This window comes from Amaricoccus sp., assembly GCF_017995835.1.
Lineage (GTDB): Bacteria > Pseudomonadota > Alphaproteobacteria > Rhodobacterales > Rhodobacteraceae > Amaricoccus.
On the sequence record NZ_JAGOID010000011.1, the window covers coordinates 17,961 to 38,295 of the forward strand.

20 protein-coding genes are annotated in these 20,335 nt (G+C 69.6%); all 20 read left to right on the forward strand.

Translation table 11 applies throughout. The features are described 5' to 3' along the window. The first annotated feature begins 14 nt into the window (after positions 1-14). The 20 genes from KBA23_RS03395 to miaB all read left to right on the forward strand — a co-directional run bounded on the left by KBA23_RS03395 (position 15) and on the right by miaB (position 20,314). A complete protein-coding gene (locus KBA23_RS03395; RefSeq protein WP_290736906.1) occupies positions 15-1,646 on the forward strand; it encodes an AMP-binding protein in 1,632 nt (543 codons plus the stop codon). Between the two features lie 22 nt (positions 1,647-1,668). Beyond that, entirely contained in the window at positions 1,669-2,115 is a 447-nt protein-coding gene (locus KBA23_RS03400; RefSeq protein WP_290736908.1) for a cupin domain-containing protein, read from the forward strand. A gap of 8 nt (positions 2,116-2,123) precedes the next feature. Next, on the forward strand, positions 2,124-3,614 hold the full coding sequence (locus KBA23_RS03405) for an NAD(P)/FAD-dependent oxidoreductase (protein WP_290736910.1): 1,491 nt from the start codon (positions 2,124-2,126) through the stop codon (positions 3,612-3,614). A 59-nt stretch (positions 3,615-3,673) separates the two neighbouring features. Beyond that, positions 3,674-4,825, forward strand: coding sequence for an ABC transporter substrate-binding protein (locus KBA23_RS03410; RefSeq protein WP_290736912.1), 1,152 nt, complete (start codon positions 3,674-3,676; stop codon positions 4,823-4,825). 151 nt (positions 4,826-4,976) lie between these two features. Beyond that, positions 4,977-5,885, forward strand: a complete 909-nt coding sequence (locus KBA23_RS03415) for a branched-chain amino acid ABC transporter permease (RefSeq protein ID WP_290736914.1) — start codon at positions 4,977-4,979, stop codon at positions 5,883-5,885. Beyond that, positions 5,886-6,866 (forward strand): branched-chain amino acid ABC transporter permease, encoded by a 981-nt coding sequence (locus tag KBA23_RS03420; RefSeq protein ID WP_290736916.1) that lies wholly within the window; start codon positions 5,886-5,888, stop codon positions 6,864-6,866. Continuing rightward, positions 6,859-7,611 (forward strand): ABC transporter ATP-binding protein, encoded by a 753-nt coding sequence (locus KBA23_RS03425; RefSeq protein WP_290736918.1) that lies wholly within the window; start codon positions 6,859-6,861, stop codon positions 7,609-7,611. Before KBA23_RS03420 ends, KBA23_RS03425 begins: the two co-directional genes overlap by 8 nt. Beyond that, positions 7,608-8,294, forward strand: coding sequence for an ABC transporter ATP-binding protein (locus KBA23_RS03430; RefSeq protein WP_290736920.1), 687 nt, complete (start codon positions 7,608-7,610; stop codon positions 8,292-8,294). The genes KBA23_RS03425 and KBA23_RS03430 overlap by 4 nt, the downstream gene beginning before the upstream one ends. A gap of 3 nt (positions 8,295-8,297) precedes the next feature. Further along, positions 8,298-8,717: a thioesterase family protein gene (locus KBA23_RS03435; RefSeq protein WP_290736922.1), complete on the forward strand. Its 420-nt coding sequence runs from the start codon at positions 8,298-8,300 to the stop codon at positions 8,715-8,717. After that, complete coding sequence (locus KBA23_RS03440) at positions 8,714-9,103, forward strand: RidA family protein (RefSeq protein ID WP_290736924.1); 390 nt, start codon at positions 8,714-8,716, stop codon at positions 9,101-9,103. Before KBA23_RS03435 ends, KBA23_RS03440 begins: the two co-directional genes overlap by 4 nt. A gap of 156 nt (positions 9,104-9,259) precedes the next feature. Continuing rightward, a complete protein-coding gene (locus KBA23_RS03445) occupies positions 9,260-9,829 on the forward strand; it encodes a peroxidase-related enzyme (protein ID WP_290736926.1) in 570 nt (189 codons plus the stop codon). 223 nt (positions 9,830-10,052) lie between these two features. Then, complete coding sequence (locus KBA23_RS03450; protein ID WP_290736927.1) at positions 10,053-10,982, forward strand: ATP-grasp fold amidoligase family protein; 930 nt, start codon at positions 10,053-10,055, stop codon at positions 10,980-10,982. A 173-nt stretch (positions 10,983-11,155) separates the two neighbouring features. After that, positions 11,156-12,136 carry an ATP-grasp fold amidoligase family protein gene (locus KBA23_RS03455; protein ID WP_290736929.1) on the forward strand — a complete coding sequence of 327 codons (981 nt, stop codon included), beginning with the start codon at positions 11,156-11,158 and terminating at the stop codon, positions 12,134-12,136. A 13-nt stretch (positions 12,137-12,149) separates the two neighbouring features. Then, positions 12,150-13,310 (forward strand): PLP-dependent aspartate aminotransferase family protein, encoded by a 1,161-nt coding sequence (locus KBA23_RS03460; protein WP_290736931.1) that lies wholly within the window; start codon positions 12,150-12,152, stop codon positions 13,308-13,310. After that, entirely contained in the window at positions 13,298-14,542 is a 1,245-nt protein-coding gene (locus tag KBA23_RS03465; protein WP_290736933.1) for a cytochrome P450, read from the forward strand. The genes KBA23_RS03460 and KBA23_RS03465 overlap by 13 nt, the downstream gene beginning before the upstream one ends. A 59-nt stretch (positions 14,543-14,601) precedes the next feature. Continuing rightward, positions 14,602-15,048, forward strand: a complete 447-nt coding sequence (locus tag KBA23_RS03470) for a cytochrome c (RefSeq protein WP_290736935.1) — start codon at positions 14,602-14,604, stop codon at positions 15,046-15,048. A gap of 13 nt (positions 15,049-15,061) precedes the next feature. Continuing rightward, entirely contained in the window at positions 15,062-15,973 is a 912-nt protein-coding gene (locus KBA23_RS03475; protein ID WP_290736937.1) for a cytochrome c, read from the forward strand. A 55-nt stretch (positions 15,974-16,028) separates the two neighbouring features. Further along, complete coding sequence (locus KBA23_RS03480; RefSeq protein ID WP_290736940.1) at positions 16,029-18,056, forward strand: M3 family metallopeptidase; 2,028 nt, start codon at positions 16,029-16,031, stop codon at positions 18,054-18,056. Between the two features lie 404 nt (positions 18,057-18,460). Then, positions 18,461-18,892, forward strand: coding sequence for a MucR family transcriptional regulator (locus KBA23_RS03485; protein WP_290736942.1), 432 nt, complete (start codon positions 18,461-18,463; stop codon positions 18,890-18,892). Between the two features lie 108 nt (positions 18,893-19,000). After that, positions 19,001-20,314: a tRNA (N6-isopentenyl adenosine(37)-C2)-methylthiotransferase MiaB gene (miaB, locus tag KBA23_RS03490; RefSeq protein ID WP_290736944.1), complete on the forward strand. Its 1,314-nt coding sequence runs from the start codon at positions 19,001-19,003 to the stop codon at positions 20,312-20,314. Positions 20,315-20,335 lie beyond the last annotated feature (21 nt).

Below are 20,335 nucleotides of genomic sequence, written 5' to 3' on the forward strand. Positions count from 1 at the left end.
CCAAGGGAGGAAAAATGCAGCTCGGACCCACCGGACACACCGACACCTTCAGCCGCGACAACCTGCCGCCGGCCGAAGCGTGGCCGGTCATCGACCTGACCGGCTTCGACTATCCCGAATACCTCAACGCCGCCGTCGAGCTGACCGACCGCATGGTGGAGAAGGGCTTCGGCGACAACGTCGCCCTGATCGGCAACGGCCGCCAGCGCACCTACAAGGAGCTGGCCGACTGGACGAACCGCATCGCCCATGCGCTGGTCGAGGACTACGGCGTGCGCCCCGGCAACCGCATCCTGATCCGCTCGGCCAACAACCCGGCCATGGTCGCCTGCTGGCTCGCGGCGACCAAGGCGGGCGCCGTCGTCGTCAACACCATGCCGATGCTGCGCGCGGGCGAACTCGCCAGGATCGTCGACAAGGCCGAGATCGCCTTCGCCCTCTGCGACACCCGGCTGATGGACGAGATCGTCACCTGCGCCAAGGACAGCCGCTTCCTCGAGACGGTGATCGGCTTCGACGGCACCGCGAACCACGACGCGGAGCTCGACCGCGCCGCGCTGCGCAAGTCGGTCCGGTTCGAGGCGGTCCGCACCGGCCGCGACGACGTAGCGCTCCTCGGCTTCACCTCCGGGACCACCGGCGACCCGAAGGCGACGATGCACTTCCACCGCGACCTGCTGATCATCGCCGACGGCTACGCCAGGGAAGTGCTCGGCGTCACCCCGCAGGACATCTTCGTCGGCTCGCCGCCGCTCGCCTTCACCTTCGGCCTCGGCGGGCTCGCCATCTTCCCGCTGCGCTTCGGCGCCGCCGCGACCCTGCTGGAGACCGCCTCGCCGCCGAACATGATCGAGATCATCGAGACCTACAAGGCGACGATCTGCTTCACCGCCCCCACCGCCTACCGCGTCATGCTCAAGGCGATGGACGAGGGGGCCGACCTCTCGTCGCTGCGCTGCGCCGTATCCGCCGGCGAGACCCTGCCCGCGCCCGTCTACGACGAATGGCTGGCCAAGACCGGCAAGCCCATGCTCGACGGCATCGGCGGCACCGAGATGCTGCACATCTTCATCTCCAACCGCTTCGGCGACAGCTTTCCCGCCTGCACCGGCCGCCCGGTGACCGGATACCGCGCCATCGTCGTCGACGAGCAGATGAACGAGGTTCCGCGCGGCACGGTCGGCCGCCTCGCCGTGCAGGGCCCGACCGGCTGCCGCTATCTCGCGGACAAGCGCCAGCGCACCTTCGTCCGCAACGGCTGGAACCTGACCGGGGACGCCTTCACCCAGGACGAGAACGGCTACTTCCACTTCGCCGCCCGCAACGACGACATGATCATCTCCGCCGGCTACAACATCGCCGGGCCGGAGGTGGAGGCGGCGCTGCTCAAGCACCCGGACGTCTCCGAATGCGCGGTGATCGGCGTCGCCGACGAGGACCGCGGCCAGATCGTCCAGGCCCATGTCGTGCTCGTCCAGGGCGTGGAGACCAACGCCGCGACCGCCAAGCGCCTGCAGGACCACGTGAAGGCGATGATCGCCCCCTACAAGTATCCCCGCTCGGTGATATTCGTCGAGGAACTGCCCAAGACGGCGACCGGAAAGATCCAGCGCTTCGCGCTGCGCACCAAGACTGAGAATGTCTGACCCAAATCAAGGAAGAACCGGAATGTCGAATGAACAGGGCGTGACGCGCGCGGCCGACGCGCTCGGCGGCGCATCGTGGAACGTGGTGGGGCACACCTACACGCCCAAGCTCCACACCGACAACGTCTTCGTCTGGCACGCGGTGATCCCCGCCGGCACCTTCGTGCCGCCGCACATCCACCCGACCCAGGACGAGTGGATCACCGTGCTCGACGGCGCGCTCGAGATCGAGTTCGGCCCGGACCGCCACCAGGCGGGCGCCGGCGACACCGTGCGGATGCCGAAGGGCATCGCCCACGGCATCTTCAACCGCTCCGGCGCCACCGCCACCTGCGTCTTCGGCGTCGCGCCCTCCCGCAAGCTGTTCGATCTGTTCGCCGCGCTCGACGGCGTGACCGACCCGGCCGAGCTGGTGCGCATCTCGGCGCTGCACGAGGTCGATTTCCTGCCGCCGCCCGAGACCGCGTGAGGCCGGCCATGGTGAAACGCAAGACGGTCGCCGTCATCGGCGGCGGGATCAGCGGCCTCGCGGCGGCGAAGGCCTTCGACGAGCGCGGGCACCGGGTCACCGGCTTCGAGCGCACGCACGACTTCGGCGGCGTCTGGGAGCTGTCGCGCTCCTATCCGGGCGTCCAGACCCAGTCGCCGAAGGATCTCTACCGCTACACCGACCACCCGATGCCGGAGAGCTATCCCGAGTGGCCGAAAGGTCCGCAGGTCCACGCCTATCTGCATTCCTACGCCGCCAAGCACCGGCTGGCGCGGCTGTTCCAGCTCGACACCGACGTCGTGTCGATGGCGCGCCGCGCCGACGGCAAGCCGGGCTGGACGCTGACGCTGCGCTCCGCCGGGCGCGAGCGGCAGGAGGACTTCGACTTCGTCGCGATCTGCACCGGCCAGTTCTCCGAGAAGAACATCATCTCCCACCCGGGGCAGGAGGCCTTCGTGGCGGCGGGCGGACAGGTGATGCACTCCTCGGAGTACACCGACCCCGAACTCGCGCGCGGCAAGCACGTCGTCGTGCTCGGCGGCTCGAAGTCCGCCACCGACCTCGCCGTCAACGCGGCGAAGAACGGGGCCAAGCAGGTCACGCTCGTCTATCGCGAGAACGTCTGGCGCATCCCCTATTTCATCGCCGGGATCAACTTCAAGCGGCTGCTCTACATGCGCGCGCAGGAGATGCAGTTCGGCGGATGGGGGAAGCGAAGCCCGCTTCGCGCGATGGCGGCGACGGCGGCCAGGCCGCTGGTCTGGGCCAACTTCCGCCTGGTCGAGACCCTCCTCAAGGCTCAGGTTCCGATGAAGAAGTGGAACATGGTGCCCGAGGCCAGGATCGAGGACGAGATGTCGTGCTCGGTGCCGATCGTCACGCCCGGCATGTACGAGTGCTTCGAGAACGGAACGGTGCGGCCGATCCGGGGCACGTTCGAGCGCTACGAGGACGGCGCGGTCGTGCTCACGACCGGGGACCGGATTCCCTGCGACATCGCCGCGCTCGCCGTCGGCTGGCGGCTCGGCGTGCCGGTGCTTCCCGAGGAGTATCGCGCCAAGCTGGTCGCGCCGGACGGGCAGTACCAGATCTATCGGCTCGCGGTGCACCCGGACCTGCCCGACATGGGCTTCGTCGGCTTCAACAACAGCTACTGCACCGTGCTCTCGGCCGAAGTGATCGCGAACTGGCTGGTCCGCTATGCCGACGGCCAGCTTGCCCACCAGCCGACCGACGGCGAGATGCGCGCGGAGATCGAGGAGAACCTGGACTGGCGGCGCCGGCGGCGCCCGGCGGCGCAGGTCTACGGCGGCCTCTGCTCGGCGCCGTTCCACTTCCAGCACTTCGACGAGCTGCTCGACGACATGGGGGCGCGCGTCAGGCGCCGGTCGAACCCGCTCGCCGAGATGTTCTCCTATCCCAACGCCGACGCCTACGGCGCCTATCTGGCGTCCACGCCCCAATACGTCGCATCCTGAGAACCACGAGCCGGGCCGGCCATGCAATCGGCCCGGCCATCAACAAGGAGGAGGAACCAATGACAGCCAGGACCACATTCGCAGCGGCGCTTTCCGCGGCGCTGCTCGCCTCGACCGCCATCGCCGCGCCGGTCAAGGTCGGCATGATCACCACGCTCTCGGGCGGCGGCGCCGGCCTCGGCATCGACGTGCGCGACGGCTTCATGCTGGCGCTGAAGCAGGCGGGCGACGCCGGCGCCGAGGTGACGCTCATCACCGAGGACGACCAGCAGAAGCCCGAGGTCGGCGTCCAGCTCGCCGACAAGATGATCCAGTCCGACAACGTCGACATTCTCACGGGGATCATCTTCTCCAACATCGCGCTCGCCGTCGTCCCGGCCGCGGTCAAGCAGGGCAAGTTCTACCTCTCGCCCAACGCCGGCCCGTCCCAGCTCGCCGGCAAGGGCTGCGACCCGAACTATTTCAACGTCGCCTACCAGAACGACAACCAGCACGAGGCCGCCGGAGAGTACGCAAACACGCTGGGTTACAAGAACATCTTCATCCTCGCACCGAACTACCCGGCCGGCAAGGACAGCCTCAACGGCTTCAAGCGGTTCTACAAGGGCGAACTGGCCGGCGAGCTCTACACCAAGCTCGGCCAGACCGACTTCGCCGCCGAGATCGCCCAGATCAAGGCCTCCGGCGCCGACAGCGTGTTCTTCTTCCTGCCCGGCGGCATGGGCATCTCCTTCATCAAGCAGTTCGCCAACGCCGACGCCGGCCTGCCGATGATGGGCCCGGGCTTCTCCTTCGACCAGGACGTGCTCGGCGCGGTCGGCGACGCCGCCCTCGGCGCGATCAACACCGCGCAATGGTCGCCCGACCTCGACAACGAGGCCAACAAGGGCTTCGTCGCCGCCTTCGAGGCCGAGTACGGCCGCCTGCCCTCGGTCTACGCCTCCCAGGGCTACGACACCGCGCAGCTCATCCTCTCGGCCCAGGCGGCCGCCGACATCGCCGACCACGACGCCTACCACGCGGCGCTCAAGGCGGCGGACTTCCCCTCGGTGCGGGGCAGCTTCAAGTTCGGCAACAACCAGCACCCGATCCAGAATTTCTACGCCCGCGAGGTGGTGAAGCGCGACGACGGGGTGATCACCAACCGCATCGTCGGCACCGCCTTCGAGAACCACGTCGACGCCTACGCGGCCGAGTGCCCGATGCAATGACGCGCCGGCAGGGGCGGCTCCGGCCGCCCCCGCCCGACAGATACCGCCGCGCCCGGCCACACGACCGGGCCAGAGAGGGTGTGCGACCAGCCATGTTCCCCAGCGCAACAAGACCCGACGGCTCCGCGCGCCCGTCCGCGAGGACCGCCGCATGACGCTCTTCCTCGAGCAGGTCCTGAACGGCCTCCAGTTCGGCACGATGCTGTTCCTGATGGCCGCCGGCCTCACGCTGGTCTTCGGCGTCATGGGGCTGATCAACCTCGCCCACGGCTCGCTCTACATGGTCGGCGCCTTCGCCGCCGCCGCCGCGGCCGCCGCGACCGGCAACTTCCTCCTCGCCATCGTCGCCGCCCTCGCCGCCGCCGCCCTCGCCGGCGCGATCGTCGAGATCGTCGTCCTGCGCCGTCTCTACCGCCGCGACCATCTCGACCAGGTGCTCGCCACCTTCGCCCTCATCCTGATCTTCTCCGAAGGCGTGCGCTGGATCTTCGGCTCGTTCCCGCTCTACCTCGACGTGCCCCGCGCCCTCGCCGGCGCCGTCCATGTCGGCCCGCTCTCCTACCCGCTCTACCGCCTCGCCATCATCGTCGTCGGCATCGCCGTGGCGGTCGGCCTCTGGCTCCTCATCAACCGAACCCGCCTCGGCGTGCAGATCCGCGCCGGCGAGGCCGACCGCGAGATGATCGCCGCCCTCGGCATCGACATCGCCAGGCTCTACACCGTCGTCTTCGCCCTCGGCGCCGCGCTGGCCGGCCTCGCCGGCGCGCTGATCGGCCCGATCCAGTCGGTGCAGGTCGGCATGGGCGAGCCCGTGCTCATCATGGCCTTCGTCGTCGTGGTGATCGGCGGCATCGGCTCGATCAGGGGCGCGCTCGTCGGCGCCATCCTCGTCGGCGTCACCGACACCCTCGGCCGCTTCCTGCTGCCGATCGTCCTCGGCGGCTTCATGGACCAGGCCTCCGCCATGTCGGTCGGCTCGGCGCTCGCCTCGATGTCGATCTACATCCTGATGGCCGTCATCCTCGTGTGGCGCCCGACCGGCCTGATGGGAGCGCACTGAATGTCCCGCGAAACCATCCTCAACGTCGCGATCCTCGCGGGCCTCCTCGCGGTCGCCCTCGGCGCCTGGGCCTCCGGCGAGCCCTTCGTGGTGCAACTCGCCACCCGGGCCGCCATCCTCGGCATGGCCGGCGTCGGCCTCAACCTCGCGCTCGGCTACGGCGGCCTCGTCTCCTTCGGCCACGCCGCCTTCTTCGGCATCGGCGGCTACGCGGCCGGCATCCTCGCCTCCGCCGCCCAGAACTACGAGCCGCTGATGACCTGGCCGGTCGAGCTTCCCGGCACCACCTCCATGCCGATCATCTGGCTCACCGCCGTCATTGCCGCCGGCCTGATCGCCCTGCCCATCGGCGCCCTCTCGCTGCGCACCGGCGGCGTCCACTTCATCATGATCACGCTGGCCTTCGCGCAGATGATCTACTACTTCGCCATCTCCTGGCCGGCCTATGGCGGCGAGGACGGGCTCTCGATCTACGTGCGCAACTCGCTCGGCACGCTCGACACCATGAGCCCGCTGACCTTCTTCCTGATCGCCTTCGCGCTCCTCCTCCTCGTCCTCGGGCTCGTCCTCGTCGCCACCCGCTCCCGCTTCGGCCTCGCGCTCGCGATGGCGCGCCAGAACCCGCTGCGGCTCACCTCGATGGGCGTGCGGCCCTTCAACGTGCGGCTGACCGCCTTCGTCCTCTCCGCCATGGCGGTGGCGCTGGCCGGCGCGCTCTATGCCGATCTCAACCGCTTCGTCTCGCCGACGATGCTGTCCTGGCACCTCTCGGGCGAGCTGATCGTCTTCGTCATTCTCGGCGGCGTCGGGCGTCCCTGCGGCCCGCTCATCGGCGCCTGCATCTACGTGCTGCTGGAGCAGTGGCTCGGCGGCCTCACCGACTACTGGCAGTTCCCCCTCGGGGTCATCCTGCTCCTCGTCGTCCTCTTCGCCCGCGGCGGCGTGATCGGCCTCGTCACCGGGAGGAACGCCAATGCCTAAGCCGATCCTCAGGATCAACGGCCTCGAGAAGTCCTTCGGCGCGCTCAAGGCGACGAACGGCGTCACCCTCGACCTCTACCCCGGCGAGATCCACGCGCTCATCGGCCCGAACGGCGCCGGCAAGTCGACGCTGATCAAGCAGATCGTCGGCGAGATCCGCCCGGATGCCGGCTCGATCGACTTCGAGGGCCAGCCGATCGACCGGCTCGACGCCGCCGACCGCGCCCGCATCGGCCTCGCCCGCACCTTCCAGGTCTCCCAGATCGCCCCCGAGCTGTCGGCGGTGAGGAACGTCATGCTCGCCGTCGAGGCGCGCGAGGGCCGGGTGTTCCGCTTCTTCCGCCCGGTCTCGCGCGACCTCGACCTGATCGCCGCCGCCATGGCCTTCCTCCACGACGCCGGCCTCGGCGAGCGCGCGGCCATCCACGCCGCCGACCTCAGCCACGGCGAGCGCCGCCAGCTCGAATTCGCCATGGCGCTCGCCCTGAAGCCCAAGGTCTTCCTGATGGACGAACCGATGGCCGGCCTCTCGCCCGACGGCTCGAAGCGGATGACCGCCTTTCTCTCCGAGCTTCGCCACACCGCGCCCATCCTCCTCGTCGAGCACGACATGGAGGCGGTCTTCGCGCTCGCCGACCGCATCTCGGTCCTCGTCTACGGCCAGGTGATCGCCACCGGAACCGTCGCTGACATCCGCGCGAACCCGGAGGTCCGCACCGCCTATCTGGGAGACGAAGCCGCATGACGACGCTCCTCGACCTCAAGGGCGTGACCGCCTTCTACGGCGCCTCCCAGGCGCTCTTCGGCATCGACCTCGACATCGCCGAGGGCGAGGTCGTGGCGCTGATGGGCCGCAACGGCATGGGCAAGACCACCACCGTCCGCACCATCTCGAACCTGCTGCGTCCCCGCGACGGCGCGATCACCTTCGCCGGACAGCCGACCCGCGGCATGGCGATCCACCGCGTCGCCCGCCTCGGGATCGGCCTCGTCCCCGAGGGCCGCCGCTGCTTCGCGCCGCTGACCGTCGAGGAGAACCTCACCGCCGCCGCCCGTCCCGGCGGCTGGACGCAACAGCATGTCGAGCAACTCTTCCCGCGCCTCGCCGAGCGCCGCGCCCAGAAATCCAGCACCCTCTCCGGCGGCGAGCAGCAGATGCTCGCCATCGGCCGGGCGCTGATGACGAACCCCCGTCTCCTGATCCTCGACGAGGCGACCGAGGGCCTCGCCCCCGTGGTGCGCCAGGAGATCTGGGCGGCGATCCACCGGTTGAAGGGCGAACTCGCCATCCTCGTCATCGACAAGACGCTGAAGGAGCTTTCCCGCGTCGCCGACCGCTGCTTCCTGATCGAGCGCGGCCGCACGGTCTGGGCCGGTACGCCGGCCGGGCTCACGCCCGAGCTGACCGACCGCTATCTCGGGGTCTGAGCCATGGCCTTCACCCTTACCCAGCTTGTGCGCTTCCAGCACTGCGATCCGGCGGAGATCGTGTTCTATCCCCGCTACTACGAGATGCTGAACGCCACGATCGAGGACTGGTTCGAGACCCGGCTGGGTGTCGGCTTCGCCGAGATCCACGGGTCGATGGGCATGGGCGTGCCGACCGTCGCCCACGAGACCCGCTTTCGCAAGCCCTCCCGCCTCGGCGAGCGGCTCGACTTCACCCTGACGCCCGTCCGCCTCGGCGGGTCGAGCGTCACGCTCTCGGTCGAAGCGACCTGCGCCGGCGAGCCGCGGGTCAGCTTCATCACCACGCTCGTCTGGTTCGCCAAGACGGACGGACGGCCCCGGCCCTGGCCGGACCGGCTCCGGGCCGGCATCGAGAACGAAATGAAAGGAGACGCCCGATGATCGAGACCATCCAGCCCGAGGGATGGGCAAAGCCCAAGGGCTACGCCAACGGCATGCTCAAGGACGGGCGGCTCTACATCGGCGGCCAGATCGGCTGGAACGCCGAGCAGGTCTTCGTCGCCAGGGACTTCGTCGGCCAGATGGAGCAGGCGCTCGCCAACATCGTCGCCATCGTCCGCGCCGCCGGCGGCAAGGTCGAGGACATCACCCGGCTCACCTGGTACGTCACCGACAAGAAGGCCTACCTCGCCGCCCAGCGCGAGGTCGGCGAGGCCTACCGCCGCGTGATGGGCCGCCACTTCCCGGTCATGACCATGGTCGTCGTCGCCGGCCTGATCGAGGACGAGGCCCTCATCGAGATCGAGGCCAGCGCCGAGATCGGCTGACCCTCGGCCGGCCGCGCCAATCCCGACCTTTTTCCTGTGCATATGCCTTGTGCATGCCCGGTGCATGACTTGTGCATGCCCCCGCAAGGCGCGAACCTCAGCATCTCCGGGACGCCCGATAGCGGCCCGGAGACCGAAACCGCAGGAGACCTGCCGATGCCCGCCGCCCCGATCAGCCGCTTCCCGGTCCCCGAGATTGCCGGGCTTCCCGAGGATATCCGCGACCGCATCCTCGCGGTGCAGGAGAAATCCGGCTTCATTCCCAACGTCTTCCTGGCCCTCGCTCACCGACCGGACGAGTTCCGCGCCTTCTTCGCCTACCACGATGCGCTGATGGACGGCCCCGGCGGCCTCACCAAGGCCGAGCGCGAGATGATCGTCGTCGCCACCTCGAACGCCAACCAGTGCCAGTACTGCGTCGTCGCCCACGGCGCGATCCTGCGCATCCGCGCCAAGGACCCCCACATCGCCGACCAGGTCGCCGTGAACTGGCGCAAGGCCGACCTCACCCCCCGCCAGAAAGCCATGCTCGCCTTCGCCATGAAGGTCGCCACCCGGTCGTGGGAGATTGGCGACGAGGACTATGACGCATTGAAGTCCCATGGCTTTTCCGATGATGACGCCTGGGACGTCGCCGCGATCGCCGCGTTCTTCGGCATGTCGAATCGCCTCGCCAACGCCGGGGACATGCGCCCGAACCCCGAGTTCTACGCCCTCGGCCGCTGACCCGGGCTTGCGCCCCCGAGCGTCGATGCTTGCAACGGCCCTCCGCGCGTGAGAGATGCCCTTAACCAAGTTCGCCTACGACGGCATCCATGTCTGCTGCCCCGACGTATCATCGCCCGCAACCGAGTTCCTTGCCCCCGCAGGGAACGCCCTACGCCATTCGTGAACGCAATTGAGCAGCGTCCCCCGAGAAAAAGGTCTGGCGCGATCCATCAAGGATCGATTGAAGCGCTATCTCTATCCGGACTACCTGATGGCGCTACTCCAGTATCGGCATCGGAACGGCTTCTATCCAGACCTCCTGAAGCCGCGTGACCTGTCCGAGAAGGTGCTCTGGCTCAAGCTCCATGACCGTTCGCGCCTGCACACGCTCTGCGCCGACAAGATCCTGGTGCGCGACTACGTGGCCGGCCGCGCCGGCAGCGAGTTCCTCGTCCCGACGCTGCTCGTCACCTACGATCCGGCCGAGGTCACGCCCGACGCGATCCGCCAGGACCGTTTCGTGGTAAAGACCAACCATGACCAGGGCGGCGTCTTCATCTGCCGCGACCGCGAGACCTTCGACTGGGACGACACGCGCGCCCAGATCCGAAAACGCGCCAAGACCAACAAGTACTACGAGTTCCGAGAGCCGCAGTACAAGGACATCAGGCCCGGCATCCTCGTCGAGAGATTCATCGAGGGCGAGAAGGGTCAGGACATTCTCGAGATCAAGATCAACTGCTTCCACGGCGAACCGCGTTTCATGCAGGCAATCGTCGGCCGTTTCACCGATCGCCGCCACGCCAACTACGACCTCGACTGGAAGCGCATGCCCTTTCAGGGCCGCACGGCCGATATCGAGCACGACGTGCCCCGCCCGGACGCGCTCGATCGCATGCTCGCCGCCGCGGCGCGGCTGTCAGAGCCGTTCCTCTTCTGCCGGATCGACTTCCTGATCGACGCCAGCGGCCGGCCCTGGTTCGGCGAGATCACCTTCCATCCGGCCGCCGGACTGGTGCGCTACAACCCGCCCGAGATGGAGCGCGCGCTCGGCGACATGCTCGACCTGTCGCGGATCGACGAATCCCGCCGGGTCCAGCGGGCTGCCCTGGACGAGAGCCGTCGGCTCAACCTCGGGCATACCTGGGCCCACCTTCAGGACGTGCGGTGAGGCCGGGCGCCGCCCGGCCTGCCCTCCCGTTCATCGTTGCGCGAGCATGGGGGGTTGCCAATTCGGAGCCGGCGTTGGAAACTTCTGGCCGCACCCGCCGGCGGATGGCGTCGCGGCCGGGCCACGTGTTGTAGACAGGGCAGAAGCCGTTCGCGGCACAGGATCGTAGCTTCATGACCACCACCAACCCTTCCGCCTCGCTCGTCCAGACGGCGACAAGGAACCTCAAGCGGGCCATCGACCGCTATGTGCTTCCCGACTCGATGCTTTTCCGCAAGCAGTACATCAACCGGCATGGCTTCGCGCCAGACCTCGTGGAGCCGAAGGACCTTTCCGAAAAGCTCCTCTGGCTGAAGATGTACGACCGCTCGGCCCTGCACACCCAGTGCGCCGACAAGATCCGCGCCCGCGACTACGTCGCCGCCAAGCTCGGGCCGGAGACGATCATTCCGGCGCTGCGCATCACCTACGATCCGGCCGATATCGAGCCGACCAAGATCGACGCCGACCGGTTCGTCGTCAAGACGAACCACGACCAGGGCGGTGTCTTTCTCTGCAGCGACCGATCCACGTTCAATTGGGCCGAGGTGCGCAAGGAAGTTGCCGCCCGGCTCGCGGTCAACAAGTACTACGAATTCCGCGAGCACCAGTACAAGGACATCCGCCCCGGCATCCTTGTCGAGGATTTCATCGACAGCGACGACGGCAACGTTCGCGAGATCAAATTCTACTGCTTTCATGGCGTTCCCGGTTTCATTCAGGTCGTGTACGATCGTTTCGTGAATCGCCGCGAGATCTTCTACGACCCGGACTGGAAGCGGATGCCTTTCTCCGGCCCGGGAGCGCAGCTCGAACACGAGATCGATCCCCCGCACAATCTCGCGCAACTGATGGAATGGGCTTCGATCCTTTCCGAACCGTTCCTTTGCTGCCGCATCGACTTCCTGCTCGGTCGAGGCGACCGGCCGTGGTTCGGCGAGATCACCTTCCACCACGGCGCCGGCCTGATCCGCTTCCAGCCCAAGGAGTTCGAGCGGAAGTTCGGCGACATGATCGACCTGTCCCGCCTCGAGGAGACGCGCCGGCGCCGCGAGGGGCCCGTGCCGACGCCTGCCCGGTTCCTGTCCGGCCGGGCAGCGCCCAGCGCGGGCTGACCGCGCCGCACCCATGACCCGACGCAACGCGCCTCCTGCGCCCGACACGATCGCGGCGCAGGCGTTGCGGCGCATCGACCCGCGCACCGGCGCGGTGGTCCCCGGCATCGAACTCGCCTCGACCTTCGCGCGCGACGAGGACTACGTCGCCCGGCAGGGCTATATCTATGCCCGCGACGGCGGGCCGACCGTGGAGCATGTCGAAGCGGTCCTCGCCGCGCTCGAAGGCGCCGCGGGCACGCTCGTCTTCGCGAGCGGCATGGCGGCGATGGTCGCGCTCGCCGAGACGCTCGCGACCGGCGAGCACGTCGTGGCGCCGGCCGGGATGTACCTCGGCGGCGCGAACTGGCTGCGGCGGATGCAGGCCCGGCGCGGGATCGACGTCACCTTCGTCGGCCCCGAGCCCGGCGCCGCCGAGGCCGCGATCCGGCCCGGCCGGACCCGTCTCGTCTGGCTGGAGACGCCGAGCAATCCGACCTGGGACATCGCCGACATCGCCGCGACCGCGACCGCCACGCACGCCGCCGGCGCCCGGCTCGGCGTCGATTGCACCGCCGCGCCGCCCTGCACCACCCGGGCGCTGGCGCTCGGCGCCGACGTCGCCTACCACTCCGGCACGAAATACCTCGGCGGCCATTCCGACCTGACCGCCGGCGTCCTCAGCCTTGCCGCGCGCGACCCATTCTGGGAGGATCTCTGCGCCATCCGCCGCCTGATGGGCAGCGTCATGGCCGCCTTCGAGGCCTGGCTCCTGCTGCGGGGCCTGCGCACGCTCCACCTGCGCTACGCCCGGTCGAGCGCCTCCGCCCTCGCCATCGCCCGCCATTTCGACGGCCATCCCGGCGTCGCGCGCGTGCTCTACCCCGGCCTTCCCGCGCATCCCGGCCACGCCGTCGCCGCGCGGCAGATGACCGGCGGCTTCGGCGGCATGCTGTCGCTCCTCGTCGCCGGAACCGAGCCGCAGGCGGTCGACGTGGCGCGCTTCGCCGAGGTCTTCATCCCCGCCACCTCGCTCGGCGGGGTCGAGAGCCTGATCGAGCACCGGCGCACCGTCGAGGGCGAGGACTCGCCGGCGCCGCCGACGCTGCTGCGCCTCTCCGTCGGGATCGAGGATCCCGCCGACCTTATCGCCGATCTCGAGCAGGCGCTGGAGCGTGCCGGATGCGGCGGCTGAGCCAGAACCCGCGCGATCCGGCCTTCGTCCAGGACCCCTACCCCTTCTACGACCGCGCCCGCGCGCAGGGCCCGCTCTTTCTCTGGGAGGAGTACGGCTACCCCTGCGCCGCCGGCTACGACGCGGTGAGCGCGCTCCTGCGCGACCGCCGCTTCGGCCGCGAGCCGCCGGAGGGGATGCGCCCGACCCGCCCGGCGCACCTCGCGCACTTCTACGCCATCGACGACCTCTCGCTCCTCGACCGCGAACCCCCCGCCCACACCCGGCTGCGCGGCCTCGTCCTGCGCGCCTTCACCTCGCGCCGCATCGCCGCGCTGCGCCCCGAGATCGCGACGCTCGCGAACGACCTGATCGACCGCCTGCAAGGCCCGGAGACGGACCTCCTCGCCAGCTTCGCCGAGCGGCTGCCCGTCGTCATCATCGCCCGCCTCCTCGGCGTGCCGGAGGACATGGCCGACCAGTTCCTCGCCTGGTCGCACGCCATGGTCGCGATGTACCAGGCCCGCCGCGACCGCGCCGTCGAGGACGCCGCCGACGCCGCCGCCCGCGACTTCGCCGCCTGCCTCCGCGCCCGTGTCGAGACCCGCCGCGCCGCTCCCGCCGACGACCTCGTCTCCAGCCTGATCGCCGCCGAGGCCGACGGCGAACGCCTCACCCCCGACGAGCTGATCGCCACCTGCGTCCTGCTCCTCAACGCCGGCCACGAGGCCACCGTCCACGCCATCGGCAACGGCGTGCGCGCCATCCTGACCCTCGGCCTCGATCCCGGCCGTCTCTTCGCCGACCCCGCCGCCACCGAGCGCAGCGTCGAGGAGATCCTCCGCTTCGACCCGCCGCTCCACCTGTTCACCCGGATCGCGCGGGAGAACGTGGAAATCTGCGGCCATCGTTTCGCGCCGGGCGACGTCGTCGGCTGCCTGCTCGCCGCCGCGAACCGCGACCCGGCGCGCTTCCCCGACCCCGGCCGCTTCGACCCGGACCGGAGCGGACCGGCGCAGCTCGCCTTCGGCGCCGGCATCCATTTCTGCGTCGGCGCGCCCCTTGCCCGGCTCGAACTCGCCGTCGCCCTGCCGACGCTCTTCGCCCGGCTCCCCGGCCTCGCCCTCGCCCGCCCGCCGACGTTCGCCGACCGCTACCACTTCCATGGCCTCGAACGCCTCGACGTGACGATCGGCGATCCCCCGCCCGATCACGAAATTGCTATCGCGTTACAGTGGCGCCTTCGGGAATAGTCGCCCGTACGAAGCCGCGCGCCACCATGGGACGCGCGCAACGGAAAGGACAGGGACAGATGCACCGCCTCGGCCTTCTCATCGGCGCCTTCGGAGCGCTCGCAGTCCCCTCGGTCGCCGCCGAGGATCCGATCGCGGTGCGCCAGGCGATCATGAGCAGCGTCGGCGCCGCGGCGGGCGTCGCCGGCGGCGTGATGAAGGGCGAGATCACCTATGCGCCCGCGGTGGGCAAGTCGGCGATCGCCACCATCCACGCCGCGGCGATGACCTATGGCGACTTCTTCCCCGAGGGGGCCGAGGACGCCGCCCGCTCCAAGGCGAGCCCGAAGATCTGGACGGATCGCGCCGGCTTCGACGCCGAGCTGGCCAAGCTCCGCGAGGCCGCCGCCGCGGCGAACGAGGCGGCGGGCCGCGCCGGCCCCGCCGACGCGGCCGCCTTCGCCGCGCTGATGGGTCCGATCATGGACGAGTGCAAGAGCTGCCACGAGAAATTCCGGCTGGAATAGCGGCGGCGCGCCCATGCTCGGGATCCGCCTCGTCGTCGCCGCCGTCCTGCTCGCCCTCGTCGGGGGCGGGCTGTTCTGGTTCCTGACCCGGCCCGAGCGGCTGGATCTCGCGACGCTGTCCGCGCTCCCGGAGGGCGCCGCGGGCCGGGGCGAGCTGGTGTTCTGGGCCGGCGGCTGCGCCTCGTGCCACGCGGCCGAAGGCGCGCGCGGCGAGGATAGGCTGAAGCTCGGCGGCGGCCGGCGTCTCGCCAGCGACTTCGGAACCTTCGTCGCCCCGAACATCTCCTCCGATCCCGAGGACGGCATCGGCGCCTGGACGACGGCCGACCTCGCGAACGCGATGATGCGTGGCGTCTCGCCCGACGGACGACACTACTACCCGGCCTTCCCCTACACCTCCTATGCACGCATGGACCCGGTCGACATCGCCGACCTGCGCGCCTACCTCGCCACGCTCCCGGCGGTCGCCGGGCGCGCGCCCGACCACGAACTCGCCTTCCCGTTCACCATCCGGCGCGGCGTCGGCCTCTGGAAGCTCGCATTCCTTTCCGATGCGCCGGTGACCGCGATCGACGAGACCGACCCCCGGCTCGTCCGGGGCCGCTACCTCGTCGAGGGCCCGGGCCATTGCGGCGAATGCCACACGCCACGCAACCTCGCCGGCGGCCTCGACAAGTCCCGCTGGCTGGCGGGCGGACCCAACCCCGAAGGCAAGGGCACGATTCCGAACGTCACCCCGGGCGGCCTCGACTGGTCGCCCGGCGACATCGCCTACTACCTCGAGACCGGCTTCACCCCCGAGTTCGACAGCGCCGGCGGCAGCATGGTCGCCGTGCAGGAGAACATGGCGATGCTGCCCGCCTCCGACCGCGAGGCGATCGCCGCCTACCTCCTCGCGGTCCCGTCGCACGCCTCCGGGGGTTGACGCCGTCCCTCGCGCGCCCGAGGTAGTCGCGGCGCGATGCAGGGAGGCCGAGCCGATGAACCAGCTCGTTCGGGAATGGGACCGGCCCTACGGGATGCCGCCGCTCGACGCGCTCCGCGACGAGGAGTTCGCGCCCGCCTTCGACGAGGGCCTGACCGAGGCCCGCGCCAACATCGACGCGATCGCCGACAATCCCGAGCCGCCGAGCTTCGCCAACACGATCGAGGCGATGGAGCGCGCCGAGAAGACGCTCGACCGCGTCTGCGCGGTGTTCTTCAACCTCGCGAGCGCCCATACGAACGACACGATCGAGGCGCTCCAGCGCGAACTGTCGCCCCGCCTCTCGGCGCACGGCTCGGCGACGATGATGAACGCGAAGCTCTTCGCCCGCGTCGACGCGCTGATGCAGGGCCGGGCCGGCCTCGAGCTCACGCCCGAGCAGGGACGCGTGCTCGAACTCTACCACCGGATGTTCGTCCGCGCCGGGGCCCGGCTCGAAGGCGCCGACCGCGGACGCCTCGCCGCCGTGCTGGAGCGGCTCGCCACGCTCTCGACCCGGTTCTCCCAGAACGTCCGCGCCGACGAGAAGTCCTGGACGATGCCGCTCGCCTCCGGCGACCTCGACAGCCTGCCGCCGTTCCTCGTCGACGCGCTGGCGCAGGCGGCCGCCGACCGCGGCCTGCCGGGCCACGTCGTCACCCTGTCGCGCAGCCTGATCGTGCCCTTCCTGCAATTCTCCGCCCGCCGCGACCTGCGCGAGAAGGCCTTCCGCGCCTGGGTCGCCCGCGGCGCGAACGGCGGCGAGACCGACAACCGGGCCGTCGCCGCCGAGATCCTCTCGCTCCGCGCCGAACGGGCGAAGCTCCTCGGCTACGACACCTTCGCCGACTACAAGCTCGCCCCCGAGATGGCCAAGACCCCGGCCAGCGTCCGCGATCTCCTGATGGCGGTCTGGGCGCCCGCCCGCGCCCGCGCCGAGGCCGACGCCGTGCGGCTCGCCGAGCTGATGCGCGCCGAGGGCGTCAACGACGCGCTCGCGCCCTGGGACTGGCGGCGCTATGCCGCGATCCGCCAGCGGGTGGAGCACGCGCTCGACGAGGCGGAGGTGAAACCCTACCTCCAGCTCGACGCGATGATCGCAGCCGCCTTCGACGTCGCCGGCAGGCTGTTCGGCCTCGCTTTCCGCCCGATCGACGCGGCCCTCCACCACCCGGACGCCCGCGCCTGGGAGGTGACCCGCGACGGCCGACATGTCGGCGTCTTCATCGGCGACTACTTCGCCCGGCCGTCGAAGAAGTCCGGCGCCTGGTGCTCGTCCTTCCGCAGCCAGTCGCGGCTCGACGGCGACGAGACCCCGATCGCCATCAACGTCTGCAACTTCGCCAAGGCCCCGGCCGGCCAGCCGACGCTCCTGACCTTCGACGACGCGCGCACGCTCTTCCACGAGATGGGCCACGCGCTCCATGTGCTCATGTCGGACGTGACCTATCCCTTCGTCTCCGGAACCTCGGTCGCCCGCGACTTCGTGGAGCTGCCGAGCCAGCTCTACGAGCACTGGCTCGAGGCGCCCGAGGTTCTGGCCGCCCATGCCCGCCACGCCGAGACCGGCGAGCCGATGCCGCCCGAACTGCTCTCGCGCCTGATCGCGGCGCGCAACTTCGACCAGGGCTTCGCCACCGTGGAATACGTCGCCTCGGCCGTCGTCGACCTCGACCTGCATTCCGGACCCGCGCCCGCCGACCCGATGGCGGCGCAGGCGGCGACGCTCGACCGGCTCGGGATGCCGGAGGCGATCGTGATGCGCCACGCCACCCCGCATTTCGACCATATCTTCGCCGGCGACGGCTATTCGGCCGGCTACTACTCCTACATGTGGTCCGAGGTGATGGACGCCGACGCCTTCGCCGCCTTCCGCGAGACGGGCGACCTCTTCGATCCGACCGTCGCGGCGAGCCTCGCCGAGAACATCCTGAGCAAGGGCGGATCGCGCGACGCGGCCCAACTCTACAAGGCCTTCCGCGGCCGGCTGCCGGGCGTCGACGCGCTCATCGAGCAGCGCGGCCTTGCCGGGAACCGCGAGTGACGCCACGGGTCGAAGCCGGGGCGCTCCGTGCGTGCGGATTGTGCATGGGTGCATCCGCCTGCCCGCTCAACCATTGGTGTTTTCGGGGGGATCTCTACCCACCTCGACGGCCGCCACGGCGCAAGTGGTACAGCCGATAGAAACAGCCTTGATTCGGGTTCCTAGACGACCCGTGCGGCAACGAAACCGCGGGGACTCATACTTTCGCGCGACGAGCAAACTTGCGCCGATACCCGCGTATGCGAAAATTTTCAGTTCTATCTTTCGCCTGCTATCTTGCGTTGACGAAAAACGGAACTACTATGGCAACCGCGTCTGACATCTCGCAGCCGTATGGGCGCTACAAGAATGCAACCGAGCTGACCGGACGGTCTGCGCCGGCTGCAGATAAAGGATGAGGCTTGATGACTGAAGAGCAAAACATCGGTCGGGGAGAGATTCTCGCCCTGACAACAGAAATCGTGTCCGCTCATGTCGCGAACAATCCGATCGTGCAGAGTGACGTCGCCGAGCTAATCCAATCCGTATTCAACAAGCTCAGCGAGCTCGCCGCCGGAGAAGAAGTGGCGCTGATCGAGCTGACGCCTGCCGTTCCGATCAAGAAATCGGTCACGGACGACTACATCGTCTGTCTTGAGGACGGAAAGAAGCTCAAGATGCTGAAGCGGCATCTTATGACGTCCTACAACATGACCCCTGAGGAGTACCGGGCCAAGTGGGGCCTGAAGCCCGACTATCCCATGGTGGCGCCGAACTACGCCGCCAAGCGGCAGGAACTCGCCAAGAAAATCGGCCTCGGCCGCAAGCCGCGGGTGCAAAGCGGGCGGGCGAAGTAGCCTCGACGCCAGGCGGCCAGGGTTGATCAGCCCAGGCCGCGCCGCTAGATCGAGGGCGCGCCGGGGGCCGGTCCCGCGGCGCGCCCTTGCCTTTTCCGGTGGACCGCCATGACCGCGCCGAAGAAGCTGTTCGTCCGCACCTACGGCTGCCAGATGAACGTCTACGACAGCGAGCGCATGACCGCTGCGCTCGCCGCGCAGGGCTATGCCCCGACCGATGTCGTCGACGACGCGGACCTCGTGCTGCTGAACACCTGCCACATCCGCGAGAAGGCCGCCGAGAAGGTCTATTCCGAGATCGGCCGCCTGCGCCGGCTGAAGACCGCCCGCCCCGGAATGGCGATCGGCGTCGCCGGCTGCGTCGCGCAGGCCGAGGGCGCCGAGATGCTGGCCCGCGCGCCAGCCGTCGACTTCGTGGTCGGCCCGCAGGCCTATCACCGGCTTCCCTCCCTCCTCGACCGCGTCGGCCGCGGCGAGCGCCCGGTCGATACCGAGTTCCCCGCGGAGGACAAGTTCGAGCACCTGCCGGCCGACCGGCGCGCCCGGCGCGCGCCGGCGGCGTTCCTGACCGTGCAGGAGGGCTGCGACAAGTTCTGCGCCTTCTGCGTCGTGCCCTATACCCGCGGCGCCGAGGTCTCGCGCCCCGCAGCGCGGATCGAGGCGGAGGCGCGCGATCTCGTCGCCCGCGGCGTGGTCGAGATCACGCTGCTCGGCCAGAACGTCAACGCCTACCGCGACGCGGAAGGCGTCACGCTCGCCGCCCTCGTGCGCCACCTCGCGCGCATCGAGGGACTGGAGCGGCTGCGCTACACCACCTCGCACCCCAACGACATGGCCGACGACCTGATCGCCGCCCACGGCGACGAGCCGAAGCTGATGCCCTACCTGCACCTGCCCGTGCAGGCCGGCAGCGACCGGGTGCTCAAGGCGATGAACCGCCGCCATACCGCCGCCGCCTACCTCCGCCTCGTCGAGCGCATCCGCGCCGCCCGCCCGGACATGGCGCTGTCGGGCGACTTCATCGTCGGATTTCCGGGCGAGACCGAGGCCGACTTCGCCGACACGCTGGCGCTGGTGGAGACGGTCGGCTACGCGCAGGCCTATTCCTTCGCGTACTCCTCCCGTCCCGGCACCCCCGCCGCCGACCGGCCGCAGCTCGCCGAGGACGTCAAGGCCGACCGCCTCCACCGTCTCCAGGCGCTGCTCGCGCGCCAGCAGTCCGCCTTTCAGCTGGGGCTCGTCGGCCGCACGCTGCCCGTGCTCATCGAGAAGCCCGGCCGCGAGCCCGGGCAGATGACCGGCCGCTCCCCCTACCTCACCGCCGTCCATCTCGAAGCCGACGCGACGCTCGTGGGGCGCATCGTGCCGGCCCGCATCCTCGCCGCCGGCCGCAACTCGCTCGCGGGCGCTCTGGCCGCCTGAGCCTCTCCTCCGGACCCCGGC

Coding starts and splice junctions, on each gene's coding strand:
- KBA23_RS03395 (WP_290736906.1), top strand. CDS start 15: ATGCAGCTCGGACCCACCGGACACACCGACACCTTCAGCCGCGACAAC.
- KBA23_RS03400 (WP_290736908.1), top strand. CDS start 1,669: ATGTCGAATGAACAGGGCGTGACGCGCGCGGCCGACGCGCTCGGCGGC.
- KBA23_RS03405 (WP_290736910.1), top strand. CDS start 2,124: ATGGTGAAACGCAAGACGGTCGCCGTCATCGGCGGCGGGATCAGCGGC.
- KBA23_RS03410 (WP_290736912.1), top strand. CDS start 3,674: ATGACAGCCAGGACCACATTCGCAGCGGCGCTTTCCGCGGCGCTGCTC.
- KBA23_RS03415 (WP_290736914.1), top strand. CDS start 4,977: ATGACGCTCTTCCTCGAGCAGGTCCTGAACGGCCTCCAGTTCGGCACG.
- KBA23_RS03420 (WP_290736916.1), top strand. CDS start 5,886: ATGTCCCGCGAAACCATCCTCAACGTCGCGATCCTCGCGGGCCTCCTC.
- KBA23_RS03425 (WP_290736918.1), top strand. CDS start 6,859: ATGCCTAAGCCGATCCTCAGGATCAACGGCCTCGAGAAGTCCTTCGGC.
- KBA23_RS03430 (WP_290736920.1), top strand. CDS start 7,608: ATGACGACGCTCCTCGACCTCAAGGGCGTGACCGCCTTCTACGGCGCC.
- KBA23_RS03435 (WP_290736922.1), top strand. CDS start 8,298: ATGGCCTTCACCCTTACCCAGCTTGTGCGCTTCCAGCACTGCGATCCG.
- KBA23_RS03440 (WP_290736924.1), top strand. CDS start 8,714: ATGATCGAGACCATCCAGCCCGAGGGATGGGCAAAGCCCAAGGGCTAC.
- KBA23_RS03445 (WP_290736926.1), top strand. CDS start 9,260: ATGCCCGCCGCCCCGATCAGCCGCTTCCCGGTCCCCGAGATTGCCGGG.
- KBA23_RS03455 (WP_290736929.1), top strand. CDS start 11,156: ATGACCACCACCAACCCTTCCGCCTCGCTCGTCCAGACGGCGACAAGG.
- KBA23_RS03460 (WP_290736931.1), top strand. CDS start 12,150: ATGACCCGACGCAACGCGCCTCCTGCGCCCGACACGATCGCGGCGCAG.
- KBA23_RS03465 (WP_290736933.1), top strand. CDS start 13,298: ATGCGGCGGCTGAGCCAGAACCCGCGCGATCCGGCCTTCGTCCAGGAC.
- KBA23_RS03470 (WP_290736935.1), top strand. CDS start 14,602: ATGCACCGCCTCGGCCTTCTCATCGGCGCCTTCGGAGCGCTCGCAGTC.
- KBA23_RS03475 (WP_290736937.1), top strand. CDS start 15,062: ATGCTCGGGATCCGCCTCGTCGTCGCCGCCGTCCTGCTCGCCCTCGTC.
- KBA23_RS03480 (WP_290736940.1), top strand. CDS start 16,029: ATGAACCAGCTCGTTCGGGAATGGGACCGGCCCTACGGGATGCCGCCG.
- KBA23_RS03485 (WP_290736942.1), top strand. CDS start 18,461: ATGACTGAAGAGCAAAACATCGGTCGGGGAGAGATTCTCGCCCTGACA.
- miaB (WP_290736944.1), top strand. CDS start 19,001: ATGACCGCGCCGAAGAAGCTGTTCGTCCGCACCTACGGCTGCCAGATG.